The organism is Flavobacterium sp. 140616W15 (genome assembly GCF_003668995.1).
Classification (GTDB): Bacteria; Bacteroidota; Bacteroidia; order Flavobacteriales; family Flavobacteriaceae; genus Flavobacterium.
The window spans coordinates 3,847,376-3,873,544 of sequence record NZ_CP033068.1 but is presented as its reverse complement, the minus strand read 5'-3'; the positions used below and the strand labels follow the sequence as shown (position 1 = coordinate 3,873,544).

19 protein-coding genes are annotated in these 26,169 nt (G+C 31.3%); 3 read left to right on the top strand and 16 right to left on the bottom strand.

The genetic code is table 11. The annotated features are described in order from the left end of the window. Positions 1-24: 24 nt before the first annotated feature. A complete protein-coding gene (gene hflX, locus EAG11_RS16930; protein ID WP_129540196.1) occupies positions 25-1,257 on the top strand; it encodes a GTPase HflX in 1,233 nt (410 codons plus the stop codon). Between the two features lie 37 nt (positions 1,258-1,294). Here hflX and EAG11_RS16925 read toward each other — a convergent pair whose 3' ends face one another. The 6 genes from EAG11_RS16925 to EAG11_RS16900 form a co-directional block, all read right to left on the bottom strand. After that, positions 1,295-2,227 (bottom strand): DUF3078 domain-containing protein, encoded by a 933-nt coding sequence (locus EAG11_RS16925; RefSeq protein ID WP_129540195.1) that lies wholly within the window; start codon positions 2,225-2,227, stop codon positions 1,295-1,297. A gap of 81 nt (positions 2,228-2,308) precedes the next feature. Beyond that, positions 2,309-2,818, bottom strand: coding sequence for a DUF2480 family protein (locus tag EAG11_RS16920; protein ID WP_129540194.1), 510 nt, complete (start codon positions 2,816-2,818; stop codon positions 2,309-2,311). Positions 2,819-2,886: 68 nt separating this feature from the next. Continuing rightward, the gene (locus EAG11_RS16915; RefSeq protein ID WP_129540193.1) at positions 2,887-3,210 is read right to left on the bottom strand and encodes an SUF system Fe-S cluster assembly protein; all 324 of its coding nucleotides are present in this window, start codon (positions 3,208-3,210) and stop codon (positions 2,887-2,889) included. A gap of 220 nt (positions 3,211-3,430) precedes the next feature. Next, positions 3,431-3,856, bottom strand: coding sequence for a SufE family protein (locus EAG11_RS16910; RefSeq protein ID WP_129540192.1), 426 nt, complete (start codon positions 3,854-3,856; stop codon positions 3,431-3,433). A 3-nt stretch (positions 3,857-3,859) separates the two neighbouring features. Then, positions 3,860-4,213: a hypothetical protein gene (locus EAG11_RS16905; protein WP_242499189.1), complete on the bottom strand. Its 354-nt coding sequence runs from the start codon at positions 4,211-4,213 to the stop codon at positions 3,860-3,862. A gap of 85 nt (positions 4,214-4,298) precedes the next feature. Beyond that, on the bottom strand, positions 4,299-5,513 hold the full coding sequence (locus tag EAG11_RS16900; protein ID WP_129540190.1) for an aminotransferase class V-fold PLP-dependent enzyme: 1,215 nt from the start codon (positions 5,511-5,513) through the stop codon (positions 4,299-4,301). Between the two features lie 221 nt (positions 5,514-5,734). On the opposite strand from EAG11_RS16900, the gene EAG11_RS16895 reads away from it, so the two are divergent. Next, positions 5,735-7,078 carry a serine hydrolase gene (locus EAG11_RS16895; RefSeq protein ID WP_129540189.1) on the top strand — a complete coding sequence of 448 codons (1,344 nt, stop codon included), beginning with the start codon at positions 5,735-5,737 and terminating at the stop codon, positions 7,076-7,078. A 133-nt stretch (positions 7,079-7,211) separates the two neighbouring features. Here EAG11_RS16895 and sufD read toward each other — a convergent pair whose 3' ends face one another. The 5 genes from sufD to EAG11_RS16870 form a co-directional block, all read right to left on the bottom strand. Further along, positions 7,212-8,528: a Fe-S cluster assembly protein SufD gene (gene sufD, locus EAG11_RS16890; RefSeq protein WP_129540188.1), complete on the bottom strand. Its 1,317-nt coding sequence runs from the start codon at positions 8,526-8,528 to the stop codon at positions 7,212-7,214. Positions 8,529-8,577: 49 nt separating this feature from the next. Continuing rightward, complete coding sequence (locus EAG11_RS16885) at positions 8,578-8,967, bottom strand: four helix bundle protein (protein ID WP_129540187.1); 390 nt, start codon at positions 8,965-8,967, stop codon at positions 8,578-8,580. 79 nt (positions 8,968-9,046) lie between these two features. Continuing rightward, positions 9,047-9,793 (bottom strand): Fe-S cluster assembly ATPase SufC, encoded by a 747-nt coding sequence (gene sufC, locus EAG11_RS16880; RefSeq protein ID WP_035618340.1) that lies wholly within the window; start codon positions 9,791-9,793, stop codon positions 9,047-9,049. Between the two features lie 170 nt (positions 9,794-9,963). Next, the gene (gene sufB / locus EAG11_RS16875) at positions 9,964-11,412 is read right to left on the bottom strand and encodes a Fe-S cluster assembly protein SufB (RefSeq protein WP_129540186.1); all 1,449 of its coding nucleotides are present in this window, start codon (positions 11,410-11,412) and stop codon (positions 9,964-9,966) included. Positions 11,413-11,497: 85 nt separating this feature from the next. Further along, positions 11,498-11,827, bottom strand: a complete 330-nt coding sequence (locus tag EAG11_RS16870; RefSeq protein ID WP_129540185.1) for an iron-sulfur cluster assembly accessory protein — start codon at positions 11,825-11,827, stop codon at positions 11,498-11,500. Between the two features lie 213 nt (positions 11,828-12,040). Between EAG11_RS16870 and EAG11_RS16865 the strand changes: the two genes are divergently transcribed. Continuing rightward, complete coding sequence (locus EAG11_RS16865; RefSeq protein ID WP_129540184.1) at positions 12,041-12,898, top strand: MBL fold metallo-hydrolase; 858 nt, start codon at positions 12,041-12,043, stop codon at positions 12,896-12,898. 76 nt (positions 12,899-12,974) lie between these two features. Here the strand turns inward: EAG11_RS16865 and EAG11_RS16860 are convergent, their stop codons facing one another. The 5 genes from EAG11_RS16860 to EAG11_RS16840 all read right to left on the bottom strand — a co-directional run bounded on the left by EAG11_RS16860 (position 12,975) and on the right by EAG11_RS16840 (position 26,063). After that, positions 12,975-13,670: a fibronectin type III domain-containing protein gene (locus tag EAG11_RS16860; protein WP_129540183.1), complete on the bottom strand. Its 696-nt coding sequence runs from the start codon at positions 13,668-13,670 to the stop codon at positions 12,975-12,977. A gap of 2 nt (positions 13,671-13,672) precedes the next feature. After that, on the bottom strand, positions 13,673-19,522 hold the full coding sequence (locus EAG11_RS16855) for a T9SS type A sorting domain-containing protein (RefSeq protein WP_129540182.1): 5,850 nt from the start codon (positions 19,520-19,522) through the stop codon (positions 13,673-13,675). Between the two features lie 194 nt (positions 19,523-19,716). After that, positions 19,717-20,970, bottom strand: coding sequence for a T9SS type A sorting domain-containing protein (locus tag EAG11_RS16850; RefSeq protein WP_129540181.1), 1,254 nt, complete (start codon positions 20,968-20,970; stop codon positions 19,717-19,719). A gap of 168 nt (positions 20,971-21,138) precedes the next feature. Next, positions 21,139-21,834, bottom strand: a complete 696-nt coding sequence (locus tag EAG11_RS16845) for a hypothetical protein (RefSeq protein ID WP_129540180.1) — start codon at positions 21,832-21,834, stop codon at positions 21,139-21,141. Between the two features lie 2 nt (positions 21,835-21,836). After that, positions 21,837-26,063: a LamG-like jellyroll fold domain-containing protein gene (locus EAG11_RS16840; RefSeq protein WP_129540179.1), complete on the bottom strand. Its 4,227-nt coding sequence runs from the start codon at positions 26,061-26,063 to the stop codon at positions 21,837-21,839. Between the last annotated feature and the right edge of the window lie 106 nt (positions 26,064-26,169).

The window sequence follows — 26,169 nt, the reverse complement described above, 5'->3', positions numbered from 1 at the left end:
TAAATTTGTAGCTTATTTAAAGTTATGTTAGAAAAAGAAGTACTAAATTTTGAGAAAACAGCCATTGTTGGGATTGTAACTCAAAATCAAAGTGAAGAAAAGTTAAATGAATATCTGGACGAGTTAGAGTTTTTGACTTATACTGCTGGCGGTGAAGTTATAAAACGTTTCACGCAAAAAATGGAACGTCCGAATCCTAAAACTTTTGTTGGAACTGGTAAAATTGACGAAATCAATCTTTTTGTAAAAGAGCATGGTGTTTCGACTTTGATCTTTGATGATGAATTGTCTCCTTCGCAACAAAAGAATATCTCTAAAATTATAGATTGTAAAATCCTAGATAGAACACACTTAATTCTAGATATTTTTGCTCAAAGAGCTGAAACTTCTTATGCAAGAACCCAAGTTGAATTGGCGCAATGTCAGTATTTACTACCTAGACTTTCTGGTATGTGGACTCACCTTGAGCGTCAAAAAGGGGGTATCGGAATGCGTGGACCTGGAGAAACAGAAATCGAGACAGACAGACGTATCGTTCGTGATCGAATTGCATTGTTGAAAGAAAAAATAAAAACTATCGATAAGCAAATGGGTGTGCAACGTAGTAATCGTGGCGCAATGGTTCGTGTGGCTTTAGTAGGGTACACAAATGTTGGAAAATCAACATTAATGAATGCTATTGGAAAAAGCGATGTTTTTGTAGAGAATAAATTGTTTGCTACATTAGATACAACAGTTCGAAAAGTAGTGATTAAAAACTTACCGTTCTTGCTTTCTGATACAGTTGGTTTTATTCGTAAACTGCCAACTCAATTGGTAGATTCATTCAAGAGTACATTAGATGAGGTTCGTGAAGCTGATTTGTTATTACATATTGTAGATATTTCACATCCAGATTTTGAAGATCATATTGAATCTGTTAATCAAACTTTGTTAGATATTAAGGCTCATGACAAACCAGTTATTATGGTTTTTAATAAGATAGATGCTTATAAGCATTTAACTATTGATGAGGATGATTTGATTACCGAAAAAACACCAAGACATTACACGATTGAAGAGTGGAAAACGACTTGGATGCATCGTTTAGGAGAGCAAAATGCTTTGTTTATCTCGGCAACAAACAAAGAAAATTTCGAAGAATTTAGAGAGCGAGTGTATGAGTCTGTTAGACAAATTCATATTACTAGGTTTCCGTATAATAAATTTTTGTATCCTGATTATAAGGATGCAATCGAAAAGGAAGATGAAGAATAAAAAAAGCGCTTGCAATTGCAAGCGCTTTTTTTGTGTTTTAGAATAAGTAATTTATTCCTAAGCCAAAAACTTCTCTGGTTTGAAATCCTTGAAAAGCATTGTCGTCATAAATTGCTTGAAACGACAAGTTAGTTGACAGGAATTTATTTATTTTCATTACAATATTTAATGAGTAATCAATATCGATATTTTGTGGGTCTTCTAGATAATTTGAATATAGGTTTAAAATATTTTCAGCAGAAACGTTGGTCATTATATCAAGTTTGTAATATGCCGAAGCGTAGAAACCTAATTCATAGCGCATCGTTTTGTTTGCTTTAACGCCAAAATAAGACTCGTCTACGTATCCAATATCAGATGTGTATAGTTTGTCTACAAAGGTCATTTTTGAAGTCAGAGGGGCGAAATTTAGTTTTAGATTGTCGCTCTTTTTCCAAAAAATACCAGGACCAAACGTAAGATAGCCAGGAGACATGAAATTTGTGTTTTCAGTTCGTATTTCAGCGCCATTTGCATCTTGGCCATACACATATCCTTTTGTGAATTGTGTTCTGAAATTTACAAAAAAGGAGTAGTACCAATTACCAAATGCTCTTTTTCCATAAATAGAATTAATTTCTAATCTGTCATCAGTCTTTTTCTCAAAATCAGAATTTTCAGTTTGTAAGATACCATATGAAGCAAGAATTTTGTTGTCCCAGCTAACGTCATCTTTCTTGTAATTGATGTTGTAATTAATACCTAAATTCCCTGAGATGTTGTTTTCACCACCAGCAATCCAGTTATTGAAATTTGATTGATTAAAAAGAAACGAAACATTTCCTGTGCTTTTCCATCCGTTCCCTGTAGTATCGGATATGAATTTAACGGCTTTTTCAGTGTTTTTTATTAGTTCTTTTTCGGTGTTCTGTGCCTGTACAAGAGAAAAGCTTGCTAGGAAGATAAAAAGGAGTTGAAGAAGATTTTTCATAGGTTCCTTGTTTAGTGTTGATTAACACAAATATACTAAAAACCATGAAATTGTTAAAAAATACTTAATTTTAATTGTAAATTATTTCTTGCTCTCTTTGTATAAAGGTACAGCAGAGCATGCTTCTCCATACATAATACTTCTTGCGAAAGGCTGTAAATAATGAGCAGCTAGAATGTAGGCGCGAGTAGGAACAGGCTTTTTTGAGCATCCTTTTATGATTACAGGCTTGCTTTTGTATGCTGTGTAATCGAGGTTGCGCAGAATCTCTTCGTAAAGGCTGGAGTCTAAATCTTCGAGTGTGCCATCAACAATTTTTTTAGCATATGGAGCTAATTGAATTGCAACCAGTATTGAAGCCCAAGCAGGAACTATAGCATCGGTACTGCAATTAATAGCTACGTAAGCATCTTGATATTGTGACCAATTGTGGTTTTTAAGATGCTCGCGAAAGTCTTTTTCTTTTAAAAGAAAACCTTCCAAAAGCCATTGCGAAATATCAATTTGCGCACGTAACCCTTTTGGATAATAATCCTCAAGGTCAAAAACTTCTAAGGCACTATTGGCAACTTTATTGATTATTTCTTCCATATAAAAAGTTGTTTTCAGGTTTAAAGTTTCAAGTTGAGTAACCTGAAACTTTAAACTTGAAACAAATATTAAAGCATTCCTAATTCTAATTTAGCTTCTTCGCTCATTAATTCTTTACTCCAAGGTGGGTCAAAAGTTATTTCTACTTCTGCGTCTTTTACGTTTTCGATAGATTTTACTTTTTCTTCAACTTCTCTAGGTAAGCTTTCGGCTACCGGGCAGTTTGGAGATGTTAATGTCATTAATATTTTTACTTCGTAATCTGTATTTACCATTACGTCATAAATTAATCCTAATTCATATATGTCTACAGGAATCTCAGGGTCGTAAATTGTTTTTAAGATTTTTACGATTGATTCTCCTAATTCGTTAGTGTCTATTTCTTGTTCCATTTTCTTGTTTTTGTTTTTTCACCATATAAATGATGTAGGTTCATTTTAAACAGCAAGCTTATTTTTTTTACCATTATGATAATAAGAAAATTAAGTTTTGCTTCTTTATGAAATTTAATATCTCAATGTTTTAATTATTTATAGTAAGATGATTAATCTTGCTTCTTTATGAAACTTAATAGCTTACTGGTTCAAATTAAAAACATTATGTTTTATTAATTTAATTTTTGTTTTTCGAGTCGAATGCTAAGGCATACATCTTGATGTTTTTAATCATCGAGACCAGTCCGTTGGCACGGGTTGCAGATAGATGTTCTTTCAATCCAATTTCATCTATAAAATCTACGTCAGCTTTTAAGATGTCTTCTGCCTTTTGATTAGAAAAAGCTCTAATTAAGATTGCAATGATTCCTTTGGTTAAAATAGCATCACTATCAGCTGTAAAAACAATCTTGTCACCATTCTGTTCACCTTGAAGCCATACTTTCGATTGACAACCTTTAATAAGGTTTTCTTCAGTTTTGTACTCTTCTTTTATTAATGGTAGATTTTTTCCTAATTCGATAATATACTCGTAACGTTGCATCCAATCATCGAACATCGAGAATTCTTCGACTATTTCGTTTTGTATTTCTTTTATTGTCATGTCTTATTCTTGAGTAAAAGCAACTAATAAAGTTACTAGTTTTTCTATTTCTGCAGGAGGAAAACCATTGTCAAAACCATTAGTTTCGTATGTTTTTCCATTTTTTGTTATTCTTAAATTAGCAATGGCTGCTCCATCATGAAAACGATTTTCAGTAGGTGCTTTTAGTTGTGGAATGCTTTCTAAATTGATTTTTTTAAATTCAGAAACAATTCTTGCCCATTGTGCTCCATTGATTTTGTTTGTTACAGCTTCTTCTCCTCTGCCTTTAGTAATGGATACCATCTGATTTTTAACTACTATCTTTTGGTAATAACCACGAGAAACAGCAGAATATACTATCTCTACAGTACTCATATCTATATTTTTTTGGCTTACACAACTGTTTCCAATAAAAATTGTCAGAATTAAAAAAGATAGTACTTTCATAGGTTTGGTTTGATTAAGATAACATAATTTTAGCTTTTTTAACCGCTTCGACCATTAAATCAATTTCTTCTATTGTATTATAAAAAGAGAAAGAAGCTCTTACAGTTCCGGGTATTCCAAAATAATTCATGATTGGTTGCGTACAATGGTGTCCAGTACGTACTGCAATTCCTAATTTATCAATTATTGAACCAATGTCAAAGGGATGAATTCCATCAATATTAAAAGATATTACTGAAGTTTTTTCTTTACCAGTCCCATAGATTTTTAAACCTTCAATTTCAAGTAATTGCTTAGTAGCATGAGCAAGTAACGCTTTTTCTTGTTTCTGAATGTTTTCAAAACCTACACTGTTCATGTAATCTACTGCAGTTCCTAAAACAATTCCACCAGCAATATTTGGTGTCCCTGCTTCAAACTTGTGTGGTAAATCAGCATAAGTAGTTTTCTCAAAAGTAACTTCTTTTATCATTTCGCCACCACCTTGGTAAGGAGGAAGTTTATTTAACCAGCTTTCTTTTCCATACAAAATTCCAGTTCCAGTTGGTCCGCACATTTTATGTCCCGAAAAAGCATAAAAATCACAATCTAAATCCAAAACATCTGGCTTTAAATGTGGTACAGCTTGTGCGCCATCTATTAAAACGGCAGCGCCTACAGCATGAGCTTTCTCAATCATATATTTTATAGGATTGATTGTTCCTAATGCATTCGAAATATGATTTACGGTAACTATTTTTGTTTTTTCAGATAGTAAAGATTCGTACGCGCTTATGATAAGTTCTCCATCCTGATTCATTGGAATCACTTTAAGAGTAGCACCAGTTTTTTCGCATAACATTTGCCAAGGCACAATGTTACTGTGATGCTCCAAAGCAGAAACCAGTACTTCGTCTCCAGGTTTTAGTATAGAAGCAAAACCGTTTGCTACTAAATTAATCCCATGGGTTGTTCCAGAAGTAAATAGTACTTCATGTAAATGCTTAGCATTAATATGATGTTGGATCTTTACTCTTGAGATTTCGTAAGCATCAGTTGCTAATTGGCTCAAAGTATGTACTCCGCGGTGTATGTTTGCATTTATTTCTTGATAATATTTTGAAATCGCATCAATCACAACCTGTGGTTTTTGTGATGTGGCTCCATTGTCAAAATATATCAAAGGTTTCCCGTTTACTTTTTGTGAAAGTATCGGAAACTCAGCTCTTATTTTATGAATATCTAGCATATCTTATTTAGAAAAATTCTAATTACAAAAGTACTAAAACTAAATTGTTTTATCCAGTAATTGCTAAATTTCCTTTTATGGTTTTAGATAATCCTATTAAAAACAATATTGTTTTACATATTTGGCATTTTTTGAAGGTTTGTGTTTGATTTTGAGAGGATTCAAAGTTAATTTGTGAAGAAATTATGGTTATATTGCAGTGTAAATTAACCTGTATTATTATGAAAAAAATCTTAAAATTACTTGTTCTTCTTATTATTATCATAATTATTTATTTCAGATTTACTACTTATCCTAAACTTGATTTGATTTCTGGCTTTACTTCTAAAAGTATTGCTTCATGTCATTTCATAGATAATCGCTCGCAGGAATCGATTGAAAAAGGAGATAATGATATTCCTTTGCTAGATTTAGCAACAAATACAATTAATGAAGAAGGAAAGTTTGCAACCTCTAGTGTTTATGGATTAAAAGAACGAAAAGCAATTTATCGAAAGGGGATAGGTGCTACTTTGATTAATGATAACTTCGACATGTCTAAGCCGTACTTGGTTCCCAAAAGAATAAAATTGGCTAATAATTTGCCTTTTCCTTACGGGGACAAAGAGCCTAAAGATACTGTGTTTTCTACTGTTGATTATGCTAAATTAGAAAAAGCGATTGCGAATGCATTTGATGTTGCAGGAGAAAAAAATAAAAGAACAAGGTCGGTTTTAGTATTGTATAAAGACAAACTGATAGGTGAAAAATATGAGACAGGTTTTACTAAAAACAGCAAGTTACTCGGGTGGTCTATGACCAAAAGTATTACAGGAACGATGTTTGGAGTGCTTCAAAGACAAAAGAAATTTGATATTTACAAACCTGCTCCAATTGCTGAATGGCAAAATGATGAACGCAAAATTATAACTACTAATGATTTACTTCATATGAATTCGGGTTTAGAATGGGTGGAAAATTACAACACAATCTGTGATGCAACTATTATGCTTTTTGAGTCAGAAGATATGGCTAAAGTACAACTAGAAAAGCCAGCTTTGTTTAAACCAGATACACATTGGAATTACTCTTCTGGAACAAGTAACTTGTTATCGGCTATTTTGAGAAAACAATTTAAGACACATCAGGAATATCTAGATTTTTGGTATTCCGCTTTAATAGATAAAATAGGAATGAACTCTACTGTTATCGAAACCGATATGGTAGGGAATTATGTTGGCTCTTCTTATGCTTGGGCAACTACTAGAGACTGGTCTAAATTTGGGTTACTGTATTTGCATAAAGGGAACTGGAATGGAGAGCAGATTCTGGATGAAAGTTGGGTGAAATATGTATCTACTCCAACCAATACTTCAAAAGGGGATTATGGTGCTCAATTTTGGTTAAATGCAGGTGGAAAATATAAAGATGCGCCTCGTGATATGTTTTACTGTAGTGGCTTCCAAGGTCAGAAAGTATTTATTATTCCATCTTTGGATTTAGTCATAGTAAGAATGGGCTTGACAGATGATCTTGAATTTGATTTTAATGTGTTTTTGAAGGAGATAATTGCTTCTGTTAAGTGAAAAATTAACCGCAAAGTTCGCAAAGTAAAAGAAATCGCAAAGGGCGCAGAGTTTAATTACTAAACTTAGCGCCCTTTGTGTAAACCTTTGCGAACTTTGTGATTAAATCTTTAAAGCCTTGCAGTTAAATTATCTATAAATCAAATCCCATTTTTACTCCTAGTTTACTAGCAATAATTGTAGTGATTCGTTTCTTTAATTCTGGTATTTTGATGCTTTCAATAACGGCATTTGAGAATGCATACATTAATAATGCTTTTGCTTCTTTTTGAGGAATTCCGCGTGACTGCATGTAGAACATTGCTGTTTCATCTAGTTGTCCGATCGTACAACCGTGAGAGCATTTTACATCATCAGCAAAAATTTCTAATTGTGGTTTTGCATTTATAGTTGCCTTATCACTTAATAAGATATTGTTGCTTTTTTGAAATGCATTTGTTTTTTGCGCTACTTTTTCAACTAATACTTTTCCATTAAAAACTCCTGTTGAACGGTCTGTAAAAATTCCTTTGTAATCTTGGAAACTTTCGCAATTTGGAGTTGAATGTTTAACTAATGTATAGTGATCTACGTGTTGTTTCTCGCCTATAATTGTTATTCCGTTTAGCGTACTTGTCAATCTTTCACCAAAGTGATAGAAATTCAGGTTGTTTCGGGTTAAATTCCCTCCAAATGAAAACGTATGAACCGATGCATGACTTTCTTGTTGTTGTGAAACGTAAGTATTATCAATTAAATTGGCTTCGCTATTGTCATTTTGAATTTTGTAGTAATCTACAATCGCACGTTTTTCAGCAAAAATTTCTGTAACGGAATTGGTTAGAACAGGGTTTTCATTTAAGCTTTGGTGGCGCTCGATGATTTGCACATGAGAATTTTCACCTATAATTACCAAGTTTCTTGGCTGAACCATAAGCGCTGCTTCATTTCCTGTTGAGAAATACATGATTTCAATAGGTTTAGCAGCTACTTTCTTTTTAGGAATATTGATATAAGCGCCTTCAATTGCAAATGCAGTGTTTAAAGAAGTTAAACTATCTTCTGTATTTGCGATTTGATTAAAGTATTTATCAATAATCATTTTATATTTAGGTTTGGTTAATGCCGAAGACATTAAGCAAACATCAATTCCATCGTGTGTTGTAGAAGATAAATGCGAACTGAAAACACCATCTATAAATACTACTTTATAGGTGTCTATTTCATGTATAAAATATTTTTTTACATGATTAAATTCGATTGCATTATCTTGTTTTGGAAATACAGTAAAGTCATTTTTTAAGATGGCATTTAGTGATGTATATTTCCAAGCTTCTTCTTTTTTGGTTGGAAAACCTTTATTTTCGAAGTTTTTTATCGCTTGTGTTCTGATTTCATGAAGATCCGTATGGACATCTACACGTTCCTCAAAAGCCATAAAAGACGATACTAATTTTTCTTTCAAATCCATTTTTATTTTGTTTCCTTCGGGGTTTCAGGTTTAAAGTTTCAAGTTTTATCTATTGAAACTTATTTCCTTTAAAATCCTTCTTATTAAGATAAGTGATAAAGTTTTTTATTTTACCGCTTAAGTTTTCATAATCTGTTTTTAAAATTTCAAACTTTTGTTCTGATATGTATTCAAAATCAAAAACTCGATAAAGTTGGGATCTTGTTTCTCCAGCTGAACCTTTCGCAATGGATAAAAATTGTCGAAATTCTAAATTTCCATCTCTTTCAAAACCTTCTGCTATGTTGTCCATCACTGAACCAGATGATGCGTTTATTTGATTTTTAAATCTGAAATCTGATTTTAATTCAGTTTCATTTACAATGAGATTAATTTCTTTTGCTAATCGTCTCGCTTCTTTCCAAATTTCTAAATCTTCAAACCTATTTATTGTTGCCATGGTTTTTTGTTTTAGGTTTAAACTTACAAAAGATAAATTTAACTTGAAACTAAAAAAACATGAAACATGGAACAAAAATCTAGTTTTCCGCTTTAATCCAGTCGTATCCTTTTTCTTCTAATTCGTATGCTAATTCTTTTCCGCCAGATTTTACAATTTTTCCGTTGTAAAGTACGTGAACGAAATCAGGAACGATATAGTCTAGTAAACGTTGGTAGTGCGTGATAACGATAATTGCATTTTTATCACTTTTTAGCTTGTTAACCCCATTAGCAACAATTCTTAATGCATCGATATCCAAACCTGAGTCTGTTTCGTCAAGGATTGCTAATTTTGGCTCTAACATTGCCATTTGGAAAATTTCGTTACGTTTTTTCTCCCCACCAGAGAATCCTTCGTTAAGTGAACGTGATAAGAATTTACGATCAATTTCTAATAATTCTGATTTCTCACGAATTACTTTCAGCATTTCATTAGCTGGCATTTCTTCTTGACCGTTTGCTTTACGTGTTTCATTAATTGCAGTTCTCATAAAGTTAGTTACACTAACTCCAGGGATTTCTACAGGATATTGGAATGAAAGAAATACACCTTTGTGTGCTCTTTCTTCTGGTGCTAAATCGGCTAGATCTTCTCCGTCAAGAAAAACTTCTCCTTGTGTTACTTCGTAGTTTTCATTTCCTGCAATTACTGCAGAAAGTGTACTTTTTCCAGAACCGTTTGGTCCCATGATGGCATGTACTTCACCAGCTTTAACTTCTATGTTTATTCCTTTAAGAATTTCTTTGTCGCCAATTGAGGCATGAAGGTTTTTTATACTTAACATGTTATTTTTGTTTAAAGTTTAAAGTTCAAGTTCTTTAGTTTTATTAAGGAACGGTTGCTTTAAATTTTTTCTTGTTTAAACTATTTATTTTCAATTTAGGTTTTTGTGAAAAGTTTCTTTTTAAGTTTAAAGTGTGTTTTGCAAACTTTAGACCTGAAACTTTAAACGTATTAACCCACAGAACCTTCCAAAGAAATTTCTAATAATTTTTGTGCTTCTACAGCAAACTCCATTGGCAATTTATTTAAAACGTCTTTGCTAAAACCATTTACGATTAATGCAATTGCTTTTTCAGTTGGAATACCACGTTGATTACAATAGAATACTTGGTCTTCACCAATTTTACTTGTTGTTGCTTCGTGTTCTATTTTTGCAGAAGGATTTTTGCTCTCGATATATGGAAAAGTATGTGCGCCACAATTGTTACCCATTAAAAGAGAGTCACATTGCGAAAAGTTTCTTGCATTATCTGCTCGAGCACTTATTTGCACTAATCCACGGTAGCTATTTTGTGATTTTCCAGCTGAGATACCTTTAGAGATGATTGTTGATTTAGTGTTTTTACCTAAATGAATCATTTTTGTTCCAGTATCTGCTTGTTGGAAATTATTGGTAACGGCAATTGAATAAAATTCACCTACCGAATTGTCTCCTTTTAAAACGCAAGATGGGTATTTCCATGTTACAGCTGAACCAGTTTCTACCTGTGTCCATGAGATTTTTGCATTCGTTTCGCATAAACCTCTTTTGGTTACGAAATTAAATACACCACCTTTTCCTTCTTTGTTTCCTGGATACCAGTTTTGAACGGTTGAGTATTTGATTTCTGCATCATCTAGAGCAATTAGCTCTACTACAGCAGCATGCAGTTGGTTTTCGTCACGACTTGGTGCTGTACATCCTTCTAGGTACGATACATAGCTTCCTTCGTCGGCAATAACCAATGTTCTTTCAAATTGCCCTGTTCCTGCTTGATTGATTCGGAAATAAGTAGAAAGTTCCATTGGACAACGAACGCCTTTTGGAATATAACAGAATGAACCATCTGAGAAAACAGCTGAATTTAATGCTGCATAAAAATTGTCTTTTTGTGGTACAACTGTTCCTAGGTATTTACGAACTAATTCAGGATGCTCTTTTATCGCTTCAGAAATAGGACAGAAAATAATCCCTTTTTCTCCCAATGTTTTTTTGAAAGTTGTAGCAACAGAAACAGAATCGACTACAATATCCATAGCGACATTGTTCATCATTTTTTGTTCGTCGACAGAGATTCCTAACTTTTTGTACATTTCTAAAAGTTCCGGATCTACATCGTCTAATGTTTTATTAGGATCTACTTGTTTAGGAGCAGAGTAATATGAGATTGCTTGGAAATCGGGTTTTTGATAATGCACATTTGCCCATTCTGGCTCGATCATTTCTTGCCATGCACGAAAAGCTTCAATGCGCCAATCGGTCATCCATTGTGGTTCTTCTTTTTTTAGAGAAATGGCACGAACAATATCTTCGTTTAGCCCAATAGGAAACGTTTCTGATTCTATATTGGTATAAAATCCGTATTCGTATTCTTTAGTTTCGAGTTCGATTTTTAAATCGTCTTCAGTGTATTTGCTCATTGTTTCAATATGGTCTTATAAGTTTGAATGTCTTAAGATCCGAAGTATGTGTAGCTCCGTTTGATTTTATGACTTTCGACGTTGGCTAAAGTGAAAAACTTTCGCCACAACCACAAGTTCTACTTGCGTTTGGATTATTAAATACAAATCCTTTTCCGTTTAATCCACCTGAAAATTCTAATATTGTTCCAGCTAAATATAGAAATGATTTTTTTTCGACAGCAATAGTTATATCGTTGTCTATGAATATTTTATCGTCGTCTCCTTTGGTTTTGTCAAATTTTAAATCATATGATAAACCGGAGCACCCACCACTTTTCACCCCTACTCTTACGTAGTCATGTGCGGCATCAAAACCATCGTCTTTCATCAAGTCGATAATTTTCTTTTTGGCAGAATCAGAAACCTTTATCATTGTTATGTAGATTATTGTCTAAATTATTTGCAAAGATACTATATAAAAATCTTTTTCCACAACGGTTCACATTATTATAACAAATGTTAAAATAGATAAAGTCTATTTGATTTCCTTTAAAGCAAAAGGATTTTATTAAATTGCATGATTAATCAAACAAAAGATCATTGAATCTTAATTTTTGTAACATTTGAATTTTTAAATAATTAAATAATGAAGCTTTACCCAATAGAATCAGGAAATTTTAAATTAGACGGTGGTGCCATGTTTGGTGTTGTGCCTAAAACAATTTGGAATAAAACCAATCCTGCCGATGAAAACAATTTGATAGATATTGCCGCTAGATGCTTGCTTATTGAAGATGGTAGCCGACTTATTTTGATCGATACTGGAATGGGGAACAAACAATCGGATAAGTTTTTTGGATATTATTCGCTTTGGGGAAATCATTCGATAGATAAATCGTTGGCAAAATATGGTTTTCATAGAGATGATATCACGGATGTTTTTATGACGCATCTGCATTTTGATCATTGTGGTGGAAGTGTGCAATGGAATGCTGGCAAAACGGGTTATGAACCAGCTTTTAAAAATGCTAAATATTGGAGTAATGAAAATCATTGGGAATGGGCTACCAAACCTAATGCTCGAGAAAAGGCTTCTTTTTTGTCTGAAAATATTCTGCCAATGCAAGAAAGTGGGCAATTAAATTTTATTAAGCGTCCAGAATCTGATTTTGGTTTTTCAGAAGAAATAAATTTTGGAATTTATTATGTCGATGGCCATACCGAAAAACAAATGATTCCACATATTCAGTATCAGGATAAAACGATTGTTTTTTGTGCAGATCTATTGGCTACAGCTGGACATATTCCGTTGCCATACGTTATGGGATATGATACAAGACCATTATTGACAATGCCTGAGAAGTCAAAGTTTCTTAGTGCGGCTGCAGATAATAATTACTATTTGTTTCTGGAGCATGATGCACATAATCAAATTATAACGGTTGAACATACAGAAAAAGGAGTAAGGCTTAAAGATGTTTTTACTTGTGAAGAGATTCTTTAACTGTAATTAAAATTTAAAAAAAATCCCGTTTTCATAGTTTTGAAAACGGGATTTTTTAGTTTAGCTAATTGATGTTTTAGTTGGTTTTGAATTTCCAAACTTGACCAGCGGTTTCTCCTCCTTTGTTGTCTTTCACAATAACTCTCCAGAAATATTCTTTTGCAGGTTCTAAAGTTACATCAAGTGCATTTGTAGCTTTGTTCTCGCTTATTTTTTTGTTAGGTGGGTTAGTAGTTCCAAAATAGACATCATAAGTTAGAACATCTGTAGCATCAACATCTGTTGCTTTCCATTTTAAAGTTGCAGTTGTGGTGCTTAATGTCGTATTTATATCAGGTTGTACTAATTCTGGAGAAAAAGGCAAATGATTCACCACAGCTTCGCCAGTAGTATAAAGTTTGTAAGTAGAGGAATAAGCACTAGATAGACCTTTACTATCTGTAGCTTTTACTCTCCAGTAATACGCTGTGTTTTTATCTAAATTTATCAATGAATTATCAGAGTTAACTTCATTTGTTTTTATAACTTGAGCAAATGTATTATCTTTTGCTACCTGAATTTGATAAGTGATAACGTCTTTGTTGCTATCTGTAGAAGGTTTCCATTGAAAAGAAACAGTATTATCTACACATAGTTTATTGTCTGCCGGAGAAACCAATTCCGGTACTGTTGGTGCTACATTAGCTTCGGAAGTTGGATCTGAATCATCGCTACCGCCACCGCAAGCTGTAAATAATAAACTAATGATTAATAGGTATATAGAGTTCTTCATCTTTATTTTTTTATAATTTTAATGTATTCTGGAGTATCTAAATAGATTTTAGTGATATAAATTCCTGAAGCTTGGTTTTCAAGATTTAATTGTGCTTTTCCACTTTCGATAGGATATGTTTTAGCTGAAACTAATTGACCTCCTAAATTGTAAATTTCTATTTTGATTTCTTTTTTGTTTGAAGTGATTTCGATTTCAAAACTTCCTGAAGTTGGGTTAGGATAAGAAGATAAACTACTGGATTCAAAATCTGAAACAGAAACCTTTTTAGCGAAAATGCCTTCACAAGCTTTTGCAGTGGCTACTTCTACTAAAGCATTTCTAGTAACATCTACAGAAAAAGCACTATCATTGGTTTGAAACTGCTCTGTCCCGTCAACAAAAACGGTATAAGGAGCTGTTCCTTCTGTAATTTCAACATCAACTTTTCTAGCTGTTATATTAGATTTTCCAGAAATGGTTGCTCCTTTAGCGATAGTAACATTAAAGTTTTGTTCAAAAATTTGTCCAGGGATTGTGATTTTAATTTTGTAAACGCCTGGAGTTAAATTAGCCACTTTTAGAATGTTGTTAGTAAAAGAATACGATTTGCTATTAATAGTTGCAGTATAAGCAAATGATGTTTTTGCTACTATATTAATTTCTCCATTGTTTTCTCCTAAACAAGATTCAGCTTTAGTTTCTACAGCAAAATTGTTTGCTGGCAAAATCAATTCTCCAGTACATTCGGTATTATAAGTTGCAATAGCATCTTTGTTATACGGCCAATTTGTGTTGGCATAGGTTACATCATCAACAAGAATACAGTATAATTTTGGGTTTGACGTAAACGAGACATAGTTATTATTCAGTAAAGTGTTTTTGCCATTTTTAAGATTTAAACTCGTCAATTGATTTGAATTTACCGTCAAGGTAGTCAATAAAGGATTTTGAGAGACATCTATTGTCTCAATTTTATTTTCAGAAACTTCCAATCCGTATAAAGCTTTGTTTTTAGAAACATCAATAGCTGTTAATTGACAATTTTTAACATTTAAGTAAGTCAACGCTTTATTTTGAGAAACATCTACATCTTTTAGTTCCGTTAAAAAAGCTGTTAAAGCGATTAAATCTGGATTTTTAGAGGTATTCACTGCTTTTATTTTATTTCCATAGATACTGAGTTTCTTTAATGCTAGATTGGTAGTTACATCAATAGTTATAAGCTGATTTGAACCGACCTCTAAATCCTCTAATGTAGGGTTTTGAGAAACATCTACATTTGTAATTTGATTGTTATTGATATGAAGTGATTTTAAAGCCTTATTGTTTGATACATTTAATTCTGTTAAATTGTTAAAACCACAATTTACTGTTTCTAAAGCAGTGTTTTTAGATAAATCTAAAATACTAACTTTATTATTGTTTATATCTAAAAGTTTTAATTTTTGATTTTTAGAGAGGTTAAGTTTTATAATTGCCTGTTTATAGCAGTAAAGTGACTCTAAAGAAACAAAATCTTCAATACCAGTTAAATCGGTAATTTTATCTGGACTTCCAAAAGCAGATAAAGATGTTATATTTTTTACATTTGAGGTTAAAACCTTTCCATCAACTGTACCAGAATCAATACCTAGGGAGATTAAGTGTTTTTCAAAGTTGGGATCAGGAATTAAAGTATATTGTATGTTTTCTGCACAAGCTTCAGAAGAGTAGCTTGCGGTTGCATCTTTTGCAATCCAGTTTTGATTTGAGAATGCAGCATCATCAACTAGAATACAAAGTAGATTTGGATTTTGAGTAAAATTACCAAAAATAACCCTTTGCATGTTTACATTGTTTCCGTTTTTTAAATTCAGGTTGAACAAATTATTTCCAGCACAATCAATTTCTTTTAGTTTCGTGTTTTTTGAAACATTCAAATTTTCCAATTGATTAAAACTAGCACTTAATGTAACAAGTTCAGTGTTTTTTGACAACTCTAGCTCAAGGATAGTGTTTGTGCTACAGTTTAAATTGTTTAATGAAATATTATTAGCAATAGATAATTCACTCAATTGATTGTTAGAACAATTTAAAGATGTGAGGGAAACAAAATCTTCAATTCCTTTTAGATTTTTGATTTCAGAATTTGAAACGTTCAGTGATTTTATGGTAACAATACTCGCAGTTGCTACTTTTCCGTTTTTTCCATCTTTGTCTATTCCTAGAGCGATTAATTTATCTTCAAAATTAGAATCTGGAATTAAAGTGTAAGCAGAGCAATCTGTATTAAAACTTGCTTTTACGTCTTTCCTATCTCCCCAATTTGTATTTGAATAATTTTCATCATCTACTTGAATGCACTTTAATAAAGGGTTTTGTGTAAAGTCAAGGGTTAAGTAGTTGTTTGTGATGGATTTATTGTTTCCATTCTTTAAGTTTAAAGTAGAAAGATTATTATTTTCACAGTTTATTTCGCTCAGCCCAGTGTTTTGAGAAAGGTCCAGATTTGTTAATTGATTTGAAGAACAGCTTAATTTACTTAGTTTTTTATTGTTTGAAACATTGAGAGCCGTTAATTGATTTGAACCGCAAAATAAGTATGTCAGATTAATATTCTTTGAGATATTAATGCTTGTTAGTTTGTTACTACTGATGTTTAGTTCTGTTAAAGCAAGATTATTCGAAGTATCAAGAGTAGTAAGTTTATTAGTATTAGCATGTAACTCAGTCAAGGCGATGTTTTTAGAAATGTCGATTGCAGTCACTTGATTATTCTGAAAGTTTAATTGTGTCAATGCCGTAAAATCCTGGATTCCCGTTAAATCAGAAATAGAACTTCCATTTAAATTTAGATAAGTTATAAAATTGATTTTCGATGTTGCAATTTTGCCGTCCGGAATTCCAGAATCAATTTTTAAGGCAATTAATTTATTCTCAAAATTAATATCAGGAATTAAAGTGTACAGTATGTCACAATTTTCATAAAAAGATACATATGCATCTTTTAAATTTGACCAATTTGCATTTGAATAATTTTCATCATCTACGCTAATACAAGTTAGAGTATTGTTTGTGAAATTAGAATCAGTCAGATCAAAATTTTTGTTATTCCCATTTTTCAAATTTAAATACCGCAAATTATTATATTGACAATCAAATTTATTTAAAATAACATTTTTAGTTACATCTAAAAAAGCTAGTTTATTATTATTACAAATAAAAGTCGCTAAGGCCAAATTTTTAGTCACCTCTAAATTTTCTAGTTTATTATTATTGCAAATAAAAGTCACCAAGGCCGAGTTTTTATCAACATTTAGAGTTCTCAGTATATTGTTACTACAGTTAAAAGTGGTTAAAGCTAGATTTCTAGTTATGTCTAAAGTCGTCAATTTATTGTAGGAACAATTTAAATTTGTTAAGGCATTATTATAAAATAGATTTAGGTTAGAAAGAGAATTATTACTTACATTTAAATAAGTTAGGGCTGTAAGGTAATATACATTGAGTCCTTTTAATCGATTTGTGTTGCAATCTAAATAAGTCAAGAATGTATTTTTGTAAAGATTCAAACCTTCCAGATCATTTTTGGGACAAAACAAAGTAGTTAAAACAGTATTTTGCGTTAAATCAAGATTGGAGATTTTATTTGAACCGCAATCTAAGTAAGTTAAAGATGTAAAATCTTCAATTCCTGTTAAATTTGTAATATTGCTGGAAGACACATCTAATGATTTTAGTGAAGCTATATTGGTTGTAATTACTTTTCCATTTTTACCATCAGTATCAACTCCTATATCTATCAATTTTTGCTCAAAAGCGGGATCAGGGATAAGAGTATAAGGAATATTTTCACCACTGCAGTTTGAGTTGTAAAAAGCTTTTGGATCTTTACTAGGACCCCAACTCGAAGTGCTATAAGAGTCAACATTAATGCATGTCAAGTTTGGATTGTCGATAAAACTACGTTTACTCAATTTAAGGTTATTGCCATTTTTTACATTTAGGTTAAACAGATTGTTAGAGTTGCAATAAAAAGTAATTAGAGAACCATTATTTGAAACATCAAGATTCGTTAACTTATTATTGGAGCAATCAAAGTAAGTCAAATTAGTATTCTTCGAAACATCTATCTGTGCCAATCGATTATTAGAACAATCAAGATAATTAAAATCAGGATTATGAGGAATTTCTAAATTAGTCAAAGCATTATAACTACAGTTTAGAAGAGTCAGCTTTAAATTATTTTTTAGGTTTAAATCTCTTATTTTTAGGCTATGGCAACTTAGGATTTTTAAATTAATATTCTTAGAAACATCAAGAAAATCTATTGTATAATTATATGAACAATTTAATGTCGTTAAAGCAATATTTTTTGAAATATCTATTGAAGATAACTTGTTTTTACTACAATCTAAGGAAGTTAATTCAGTAAAATCCTCAATTCCTGTAAGATCTGTGATGTTTTTAGAAGATAAATCAAGAGTTTTCAGGGAAGAAATGTTTGCTGTTAGCACTTTTCCAGAAAAATTACCTGAATCTAGTCCGAGATTTATTAGTTCTAGATGAAATCTTGGATCAGGAATAGCGGTGTACCGCCCATCACAAGCTAAGGCATAAGTAGCCCCAGATTCTTTGTTTCCCGTCCAATTTTTATTTGAATAGACTATGTCATCTACAGTGATACATTTCAAATCTTTATTTCCAGAAAAACTTAAATGATAAATAGAATTCCAGTAAAAAGCTTTATTGTTTCCATTTTTTACATTTACATTTGTTAGGGGGTTGTCTGTACAATATAAAGATGTCAAAGCTATGTTTTTTGAAGCATCCAGACTTGTTAGTAAATTCGTTGAACAATCTAAAGTGACTAAAGCGATGAGTTTTGAAATATCCAGACTTGTTAGTGAGTTCTTGTCGCAAAGTAGCGTGATTAAGGCAGTATTTTTTAAAACATCCAGACTTATTAATTTATTAGATGTACATTGTAAATTGGTCAAGGCTAATTTTTCAGAAACATCAAGATTTGTTAGTTTATTATTATTGCAAATAATAGTAGTTAAAGAGGAGTTTTTAGAAATATTCAAGTTTGTCAGTAAGTTGTTTTGGCAATTTAAAGTAGCTAAAGCAGTATTTTTAGTCAGATCTAAAGTTGTCAATTGTTGGCCTTCACAATTTAGTAATGTTAATGCTGTGAAATCTTGGATTCCCGTCAAATCTTTAACTAAACCAACCCCATTACTATTAGCAGTAATGTTTAAAGAAGTTAATGTAGAAATATTAGCTGTTAGCACTTTTCCATCTGTTGGGCCAGAGTCGTGACCAAGAGCAATCAATTTTTTTTCAAAATTCAAATCTGGAATAAGGGTATATTGTTCGGTTCCTTTAGCATAAATCTGAACATAATCAATATTTGCGTTAAATCCGATGTTATCAAGAGTATTTAGAGAAATATTTAAATCATAGGATAAATTTTGATCTGGTGTAAAAGTAGTTTCAACTGTTGCCCAGTTATTATCTGTAGCAAAAAAACTCTTAGAAAGTGTTGTCGAACTTCCGTTTTTACTAATGTTTAATACAATTGGATGAGAGCTGTTATAATTGCTGCTTAAATATTTGTATTTAAACTTAACTACATAAGTAACTCCTGCATTTAAAGGAACTTGCGTTGTAATTTTTGGAATCAAAGTACTGCTTGCAAAAGATAACTTTATGCTGTTGAATCCTTCCCAATACTCTGCAGTATTTTGCGCAACATTGTTTAGAGTTGTCCAACTAGGGAGTGTTGTGTTATCTGTCCAGTTTTCGAATCCTCCATTAGGGACTAAGTTCGTCTGAGCATAAATAGAGAAATTTGTTAGTAAGAGTAATAAAAGTAATTTTGTTTTCATAAATAGGTTTTGAAATTAAATTAGGTAGTGCAATAATACAAATTAGAAACGATTTATTGTTAAGTTTTTTTGTATTAAAACAGCTAAGTTTTTGATTTAACAATATTAATTTTAGAGTTTTAAAAATAGAGTTAAATCAAAAAATCCCGTTTTCATAGTTTTGAAAGCGGGATTTTTTAGTAGAATGAGAGTATTTATTCTATTATGACTTTCTTAGCAGAAGCGCTATCTTGATTGATTAAATACACATAATAAATTCCTTTTGGCAGGCCAGATAAGTTTATTGCATTGTTAATATCGTTTGAATTAAGTGTAAATGTTTTTACTAATTGTCCTAAAGAATTATAAACGGTTGCTTTATCGAGAAATACATTATTAATGTGTAATTCTCCTTTTGTTGGGTTTGGATAAACAGTAGCTTTATCAAATACTGCTTCTTCAAGACCTAAAGTGTTGCAGGTTGTTGAGTATGTAGCTGTCACATCTTTCTTGGTTGACCAGTTTGTATTGGAGTAAGTAATATCATCTACTTGTATACAACTAAGATTAGGGTTATTGATAAAGTTAGAATAGGGAAGCTCTAGAATAACATTGTTACCATTTTTTAAATTCAAATAAGTTAGTTGATTGTTTTCACAAGCTAATTCTGTTATTTTAGGGTTTTTAGATATGTCAATACTTGTAATCTGATTGTTTAAACAATCGAACATCTCTAATTCGGGGTTATTTGAAACGTCAATGGCAGTAAGATTATTAAAATGACACATTAACTGTACAAGGAGTTTGTTATTAGAAACATTTAAACTTGTTATTTGGTTGGTATTACAGGCCAAAACAGTTAAAAGTGTATTGGTTGATATATTTAGGCTAGTTAATAGATTGTTTCCACAGTTTATTTCTGTTAATAAAGTATTGTTATTGATGTTTAAGGAGGTTAATTTATTAGAAGAACTTGTGAGGGCATCTAAAACTAAATTGTTTGTTAAGTCGAGTGAACTTAATTGGTTAACCATAACATTTAAATCTGTCAATTTAGTGTTTTCAGAAACATTTAAATCTGTTAGCATGTTTCTTTGGCAATCTAATTTAGTAAGTAAAGTGTTTGTTTTAATGTCTAAATCTGTTAATTTATTTTCGGAAACATTTAAGTCGGTTAGTTTAGTATTTTTTGATAAATTAATGCTAGTTAATTTATTTTTTCGAGCATTTAAGTTGGTTAAAGAGGTAAAATCCTCAATGCCTGTTAAGTCTGAAATAGAAGAGTTGTATAAGTTTAAATGAGCAATTCCGGTGATGCTTGAAGTTAATACTTTCCCATCTGACACTCCTGAATCTATATTCAAGGCGATTAATTTATTTTCGAAATTAATATCAGGAATTGGGGTGTATTGTTGTGCATAAATAGAAAAAGTTGCTAATAAAAGCAATAAGAGTAATTTTGTTTTCATAGATTTTGTTTACGATTAGAATTTACAATGATACAAATTACAAGTAATTTTTATATTATAATTCTTGTTTTTGTATTTAGATATATATAGCAGATCTTAAGTGTTTTAATGTAAAAACCCATTTTCATTCTCTTGAAAATGGGTTTTTAGGTTATTTTATATATGTTTTTAATTGGATTTAAATTTCCATATCTGACCAACAGTTTCTCCTCCTTTGTTGTCTTTCACAACAACTCTCCAGAAATATTCTTTTGCAGGTTCTAAAGTTACATCAAGTGCATTTGTAGCTTTGTTCTCGCTTATTTTTTTGTTAGGAGGGTTAGTAGTTCCAAAATAGACATCATAAGTTAGAACATCTGTAGTATCAACATCTGTTGCTTCCCATTTTAGAGAGGCAGTTACTGTGCTTAATGTACTGTTTAGAATTGGATGCAGTAAACTTGGTGCAAAAGGTAGATGATTTACAAGAGCATCTCCCGCAGTGTAAAATTTGTAAACGATAGAATAAGCACTTGCTAACCCTTTATTATCTGTTGCCTTTATCCTCCAATAATAGGCCATGTTTTTGTCTAATACAAGAGAGGTATTATTATCAGCTCCTTCAAAATTTTTATCAATTTGAGTAAAGGTATTGTCTTTTGAAATTTGAATTTGATAAGTTATAGCGTCATTGTTAGTGTCTGTAGCTTTGTCCCATTTAAAAGAAACGGTATTGTCTACGCATAATTTATTATCAGCAGGACTAACTAATATCGGTACTGTAGGTGCTACGTTTGGAACTCCTGGAGTTACAGGATCGTCGCCACCGCCACCGCAAGAAATAAACAAAATACTGATTATTGATAGGTATAAAAAATTCTTCATTTTTATTTTTTTATGATTTTAATGTATTCTGGAGTGTCTAAATAGATTTTAACAGCATAAATACCAGAAGCTTGGTTTTCGATATTTAAATATGCTTTCCCATCTTCTACGTTATAATTTTTAGTAGAAACTAATTGACCTCCGAAGTTGTAAACTTCTATTTTGATTTCCTTTTTGTTAGATGGTATGTCGATTTCAAAATTTCCCGATGTTGGGTTAGGATGAGCTACTAAACTTTTTATAACATCTAATGAAGGTATTTTTTTAGAAAAAATACCTTCGCAAGCTTTAGCAGTTGCTACTTCTAATAAACCGCCCTTGTTTAAATCTAAAGAAAAATTAGAATCGGTTGTTTGAAACTGCGCTTGGCCATCAACAAAAACGGTATAAGGAGCTGTTCCTTCTGTAATTTCAACATCAACTTTTCTAGCTGTTATATTAGATTTTCCAGAAATGGTTGCTCCCTTAGCAATAGTGATATTAAATTTTTGTTCAAAAATTTGTCCAGGGATTGTAATCGAAATAGGATAATTTCCAGGAGTTAAGCCAATAACTTTTAGTAAATTATTGGTAAAAACGGTTGTTTTTCCATTTATAGTAGCTGTGTATGCAAATGTTTGTTTAGCAGAAATACTTATCTCCCCATTGTTTTCACCAAGACAAGATTCTCCTTTTGTTTCAACTATAAAGTTGTTTGTTGGTAAAGCCAGTTCTTCATTACATTCTGTGTTGTAAGTTGCACTTTTATCTTTAATTTTTGACCAGTTTGCATTTGAATAAGCAACATCATCTACTTTTATGCAGCTAAGTTTTGTGTTGTTTAAAAAACTAGTTAATACTTCAACTTCAGTATTTTTTTTAGAGGTGTTAGGTACTTTAAAGTTTTTGTTATTGCCATTTTGTATATTTAATGACGTTAGAGGGTTAAATTCAATAAAGACAACTTTTAAAAGAGGATTATTGGATAGGTCTAAAGTTGTTAATTGATTATTGCTAACATTTAGATGTGTTAAAAGAGGGTTTTTACTAACATTTAATGTTGTTAAGTTTGCATTGTTAAAATATAACATTTCCAATTTTGGATTTGCAGTGACATCAATCTCTGAAATGTTGGTATAAGTACAATTTAGATTTATTAGATTTGGTAGATTTGAAACATTTAGTGTTGTAAGATTAACATTACCACAATATAATGATTCTATTTCAGGATTTGCAGAAAGATCAATAGTATTTAACTTATTTCTATCTGCCGCTAGAGAATGAATTTCTGTATTCTGAGATAAATCAATTGTTGAAATCTGATTCATGCTAAATGTTAAGTTATATAATTCTTTGTTTGCAGAAACATCTAATTTGGTTAGTTTGTTGTCATGTAATGATAACTTGGTTAGTAATTTGTTTTGACTAACATCAATAGATTGAAGATTGTTGGAATTGCAATCTAAATAGGTTAAGGCTGTGAAATTTTGAATTCCAGCCAGACTAGTTATGTTGCTATTCGAAAGGTCTAGGTAAGTGATGGTGTTGAGTTTTGAATTGGAAATTTTTCCGTTTAGACCATCTGTATCAATTCCTAAATCTATTAATTTTTGCTCAAAATTTTGATCTGGAATCAGGGCAAAATCAGATGTACAATTAGTATTATAACTTGCTATTGCATCTTTTTGAGTTGCCCAATTTGCATTAGAATAAGCTACATCGTCTACTTGAATACAGACTAGATTTGGGTTGTCTGTGAAATTTAAATTAGGAATGTAAAATTTAGTGTTATTTCCATTTTTGATATTCAATGTCACAAGGTTGTTCATAGAAGTGTCTAAGGAATCTAAAAGAGTATTCTTAGATAAATCCAAATCTACTAATTGATTGTTTGATGACTTTAGGCCTCTAAGTGAAATAAAACCACTTATTCCGGTTAAATCTTTTATAGCACTAGAGTTAACATTTAAATAAGTTATTTGCGAAATACTGCTATCTAGTACCATTCCATTCTTTCCATCTTTATCAATTCCTAAATCTATTAATTTTTGTTCGAAGTTTTGATCTGGAATCTGAACAAAATTTAATATACAATTACTGCTATAACTTGCCGTTGTATCTTTTTGAGTTGTCCAATTTGTATTAGAATAAGCCTCATCATCAACTTGTATGCAGGTTAAATATGGATTGCCAGTGAAATTTAAATTTGGGATGTACAATTTAGTGTTATTTCCATTTTTGATATTCAATGTTACAAGATTGTTCATAGAAGTATCTAAAGAGTCCAAAAGAGTATTCTTAGATAAATCCAAGTTTATTAATTGATTGTTTGATGACTTTAGACCTCTAAGTGAAATAAAACCACTTATTCCAGTTAAATCTTTTATAGCGCTAGAATTAACATCTAAATGAGTTATTTGTGAAATGCTACTATCTAGTACCATTCCATTCTTTCCATCTGTATCAATTCCTAAATCTATTAATTTTTGCTCAAAATTTTGATCTGGAATCTGGACAAAATTTGATGTGCAGTTAGTATCATAGCTTGCTGATACATCTTTTTGAGTTGACCAATTTGCATTAGAATTAGCTATATCATCAACTTGTATGCATGTTAAATTTGGATTTTGTGTAAAATCCACATCGGTAAGTAGTGAATTTGATCCATTTTTAATGTTTAAGTAAATTAGTTGGTTATTCTGGCAGTATAAATGGGTTAGTGCCTTATTTTTGGAAACATTTAAATTTGTGAGTTGTCCATTTCCACAATATAATTCTTCAAGAGCTGTGTTTTTAGAGAGATCAAGAGTTGGAACATTGATGTTTTCACATAGTAAAGATTTTAGTTTGATATTTTTAGAAACGTCTAGGTTGCTCAATTGATTTGAGGAACAAGCTAAATCCGTTAACTCAGTAAGCATAGAAACATCTAATGAAGTGAGTTTATTGTAATAACAATTTAAATAAGATAAATCTTTGTTACTAGTAATATCTAGTGATGACAGTTGATTAAATCCGCAGTCTAAAAAACGCAAATTTTTGTTTTTTGAAACATTCAAAGTTGTTAGTTTATTGCCATTACAACCAAACCAGTTCAAAACTAAATTATTAGTCACATCTAAATGGGTAATTTGATTAGAATTACACAATAATGATTCAAGATGCTCCGCTTTGGATACGTCAAGGTTAGTAATCTGATTATAAATACAATCTAATGAAGTTAAATTTATATTTGCTGATAATTCTAAAGCGGTTAAATTATTATATCTGCAATTTAATTCTTTCAGGAGTTTGTTATTTGAAATGTCAAGGGTCAAAAGTTTGTTGTTTTCACAATTCAATATATTTAATGAAGTGAAATCTTGAATTCCTGTTAAATCTGAAATTAAACTTGATGAAACATCTAATGAAGTAAGTGATGAGACATTTGAAGTTAGTACTTTTCCATCTGGAGTACCAGAATCAATTCCTAAATCTATTAATTTTTTTTCAAAGTTTTCATCAGGGATTAATGTGTAAGAATTGGCTGTGTTTTCAGACTCATACAAAGCGATGATTTCTGTTTGAGTTAAGACACGATTCCAAATTCCAATATCGTCTATTTTTCCTTTAAAGCTTTCATCGGTAGTGTCTCCAGAGATTCTTTGGCCTATTTTTAAAGTGTTTCCTGTAGTGTTTAGGCTTATGATATTTTCGGATACAAATTCACCATTAATAAATATTGAAGCTTTACTTCCATCATAGGTAAGGGTATAGAAATACCAGTCATTGTTTGAATAATCAAAGTTGTTTATATAGAATGAGTTATCAGAAAAAACAGGGCCATTTACTACATTGAAATATCCCTTTGAGTAAACAGAAAGAGAAAGTCTTTGTGTTTTTTCTAAAATACCATAGTTAAAAATACAAATTTCATATTTGTTTGGAGATGCAAACGCATCGTCTGTCTTGAACCACCCCGAGATTGTTCTAGGAGAATTGTATTTAGGAATATTATATATTAGAGCTTCAATATTACTACTTGTTCCATTAAAAGAGTAAGCGGTATTGGGCACTCCCAATCTATCAGATGTTAGAGTGATGTCAGTTGGAGTTCCATTAGATGCATTGCCACTTTGATCATTTGCATTTCCGTTAAAAGGATAATAGGCTATCAAACCATCTGTAGGAACGTAGCTAGGGACATTTGGTGTCTGGGAGTAACTTAAAAAGTTTGCTAGTAATAGCAATAAGAGTAGTTTTTTATTCATAGTTTTTGTTGGGTTTGATTAGGACCTACAATGATACAAAATAGAATGATTTCTTGTTAAACTTTTATTTGTCAGATAGTAAATAAATTCCTTTTTAATGATTTCT

Excerpts from the sequence above, each read along its gene's own strand:
- EAG11_RS16900 (WP_129540190.1), bottom strand. The coding sequence starts at position 5,513 with ATGCTAGATATTCATAAAATAAGAGCTGAGTTTCCGATACTTTCACAA.
- EAG11_RS16850 (WP_129540181.1), bottom strand. The coding sequence starts at position 20,970 with ATGAAAACAAAATTACTCTTATTGCTTTTATTAGCAACTTTTTCTATT.
- EAG11_RS16910 (WP_129540192.1), bottom strand. The coding sequence starts at position 3,856 with ATGACAATAAAAGAAATACAAAACGAAATAGTCGAAGAATTCTCGATG.
- sufC (WP_035618340.1), bottom strand. The coding sequence starts at position 9,793 with ATGTTAAGTATAAAAAACCTTCATGCCTCAATTGGCGACAAAGAAATT.
- EAG11_RS16905 (WP_242499189.1), bottom strand. The coding sequence starts at position 4,213 with ATGAGTACTGTAGAGATAGTATATTCTGCTGTTTCTCGTGGTTATTAC.
- EAG11_RS16845 (WP_129540180.1), bottom strand. The coding sequence starts at position 21,834 with ATGAAGAATTTTTTATACCTATCAATAATCAGTATTTTGTTTATTTCT.
- sufD (WP_129540188.1), bottom strand. The coding sequence starts at position 8,528 with ATGGATTTGAAAGAAAAATTAGTATCGTCTTTTATGGCTTTTGAGGAA.
- EAG11_RS16925 (WP_129540195.1), bottom strand. The coding sequence starts at position 2,227 with ATGAAAAATCTTCTTCAACTCCTTTTTATCTTCCTAGCAAGCTTTTCT.
- sufB (WP_129540186.1), bottom strand. The coding sequence starts at position 11,412 with ATGAGCAAATACACTGAAGACGATTTAAAAATCGAACTCGAAACTAAA.
- EAG11_RS16915 (WP_129540193.1), bottom strand. The coding sequence starts at position 3,210 with ATGGAACAAGAAATAGACACTAACGAATTAGGAGAATCAATCGTAAAA.
- EAG11_RS16840 (WP_129540179.1), bottom strand. The coding sequence starts at position 26,063 with ATGAATAAAAAACTACTCTTATTGCTATTACTAGCAAACTTTTTAAGT.
- EAG11_RS16885 (WP_129540187.1), bottom strand. The coding sequence starts at position 8,967 with ATGGCAACAATAAATAGGTTTGAAGATTTAGAAATTTGGAAAGAAGCG.
- EAG11_RS16870 (WP_129540185.1), bottom strand. The coding sequence starts at position 11,827 with ATGATAAAGGTTTCTGATTCTGCCAAAAAGAAAATTATCGACTTGATG.
- EAG11_RS16865 (WP_129540184.1), top strand. The coding sequence starts at position 12,041 with ATGAAGCTTTACCCAATAGAATCAGGAAATTTTAAATTAGACGGTGGT.
- EAG11_RS16855 (WP_129540182.1), bottom strand. The coding sequence starts at position 19,522 with ATGAAAACAAAATTACTTTTATTACTCTTACTAACAAATTTCTCTATT.
- hflX (WP_129540196.1), top strand. The coding sequence starts at position 25 with ATGTTAGAAAAAGAAGTACTAAATTTTGAGAAAACAGCCATTGTTGGG.
- EAG11_RS16895 (WP_129540189.1), top strand. The coding sequence starts at position 5,735 with ATGAAAAAAATCTTAAAATTACTTGTTCTTCTTATTATTATCATAATT.
- EAG11_RS16920 (WP_129540194.1), bottom strand. The coding sequence starts at position 2,818 with ATGGAAGAAATAATCAATAAAGTTGCCAATAGTGCCTTAGAAGTTTTT.
- EAG11_RS16860 (WP_129540183.1), bottom strand. The coding sequence starts at position 13,670 with ATGAAGAACTCTATATACCTATTAATCATTAGTTTATTATTTACAGCT.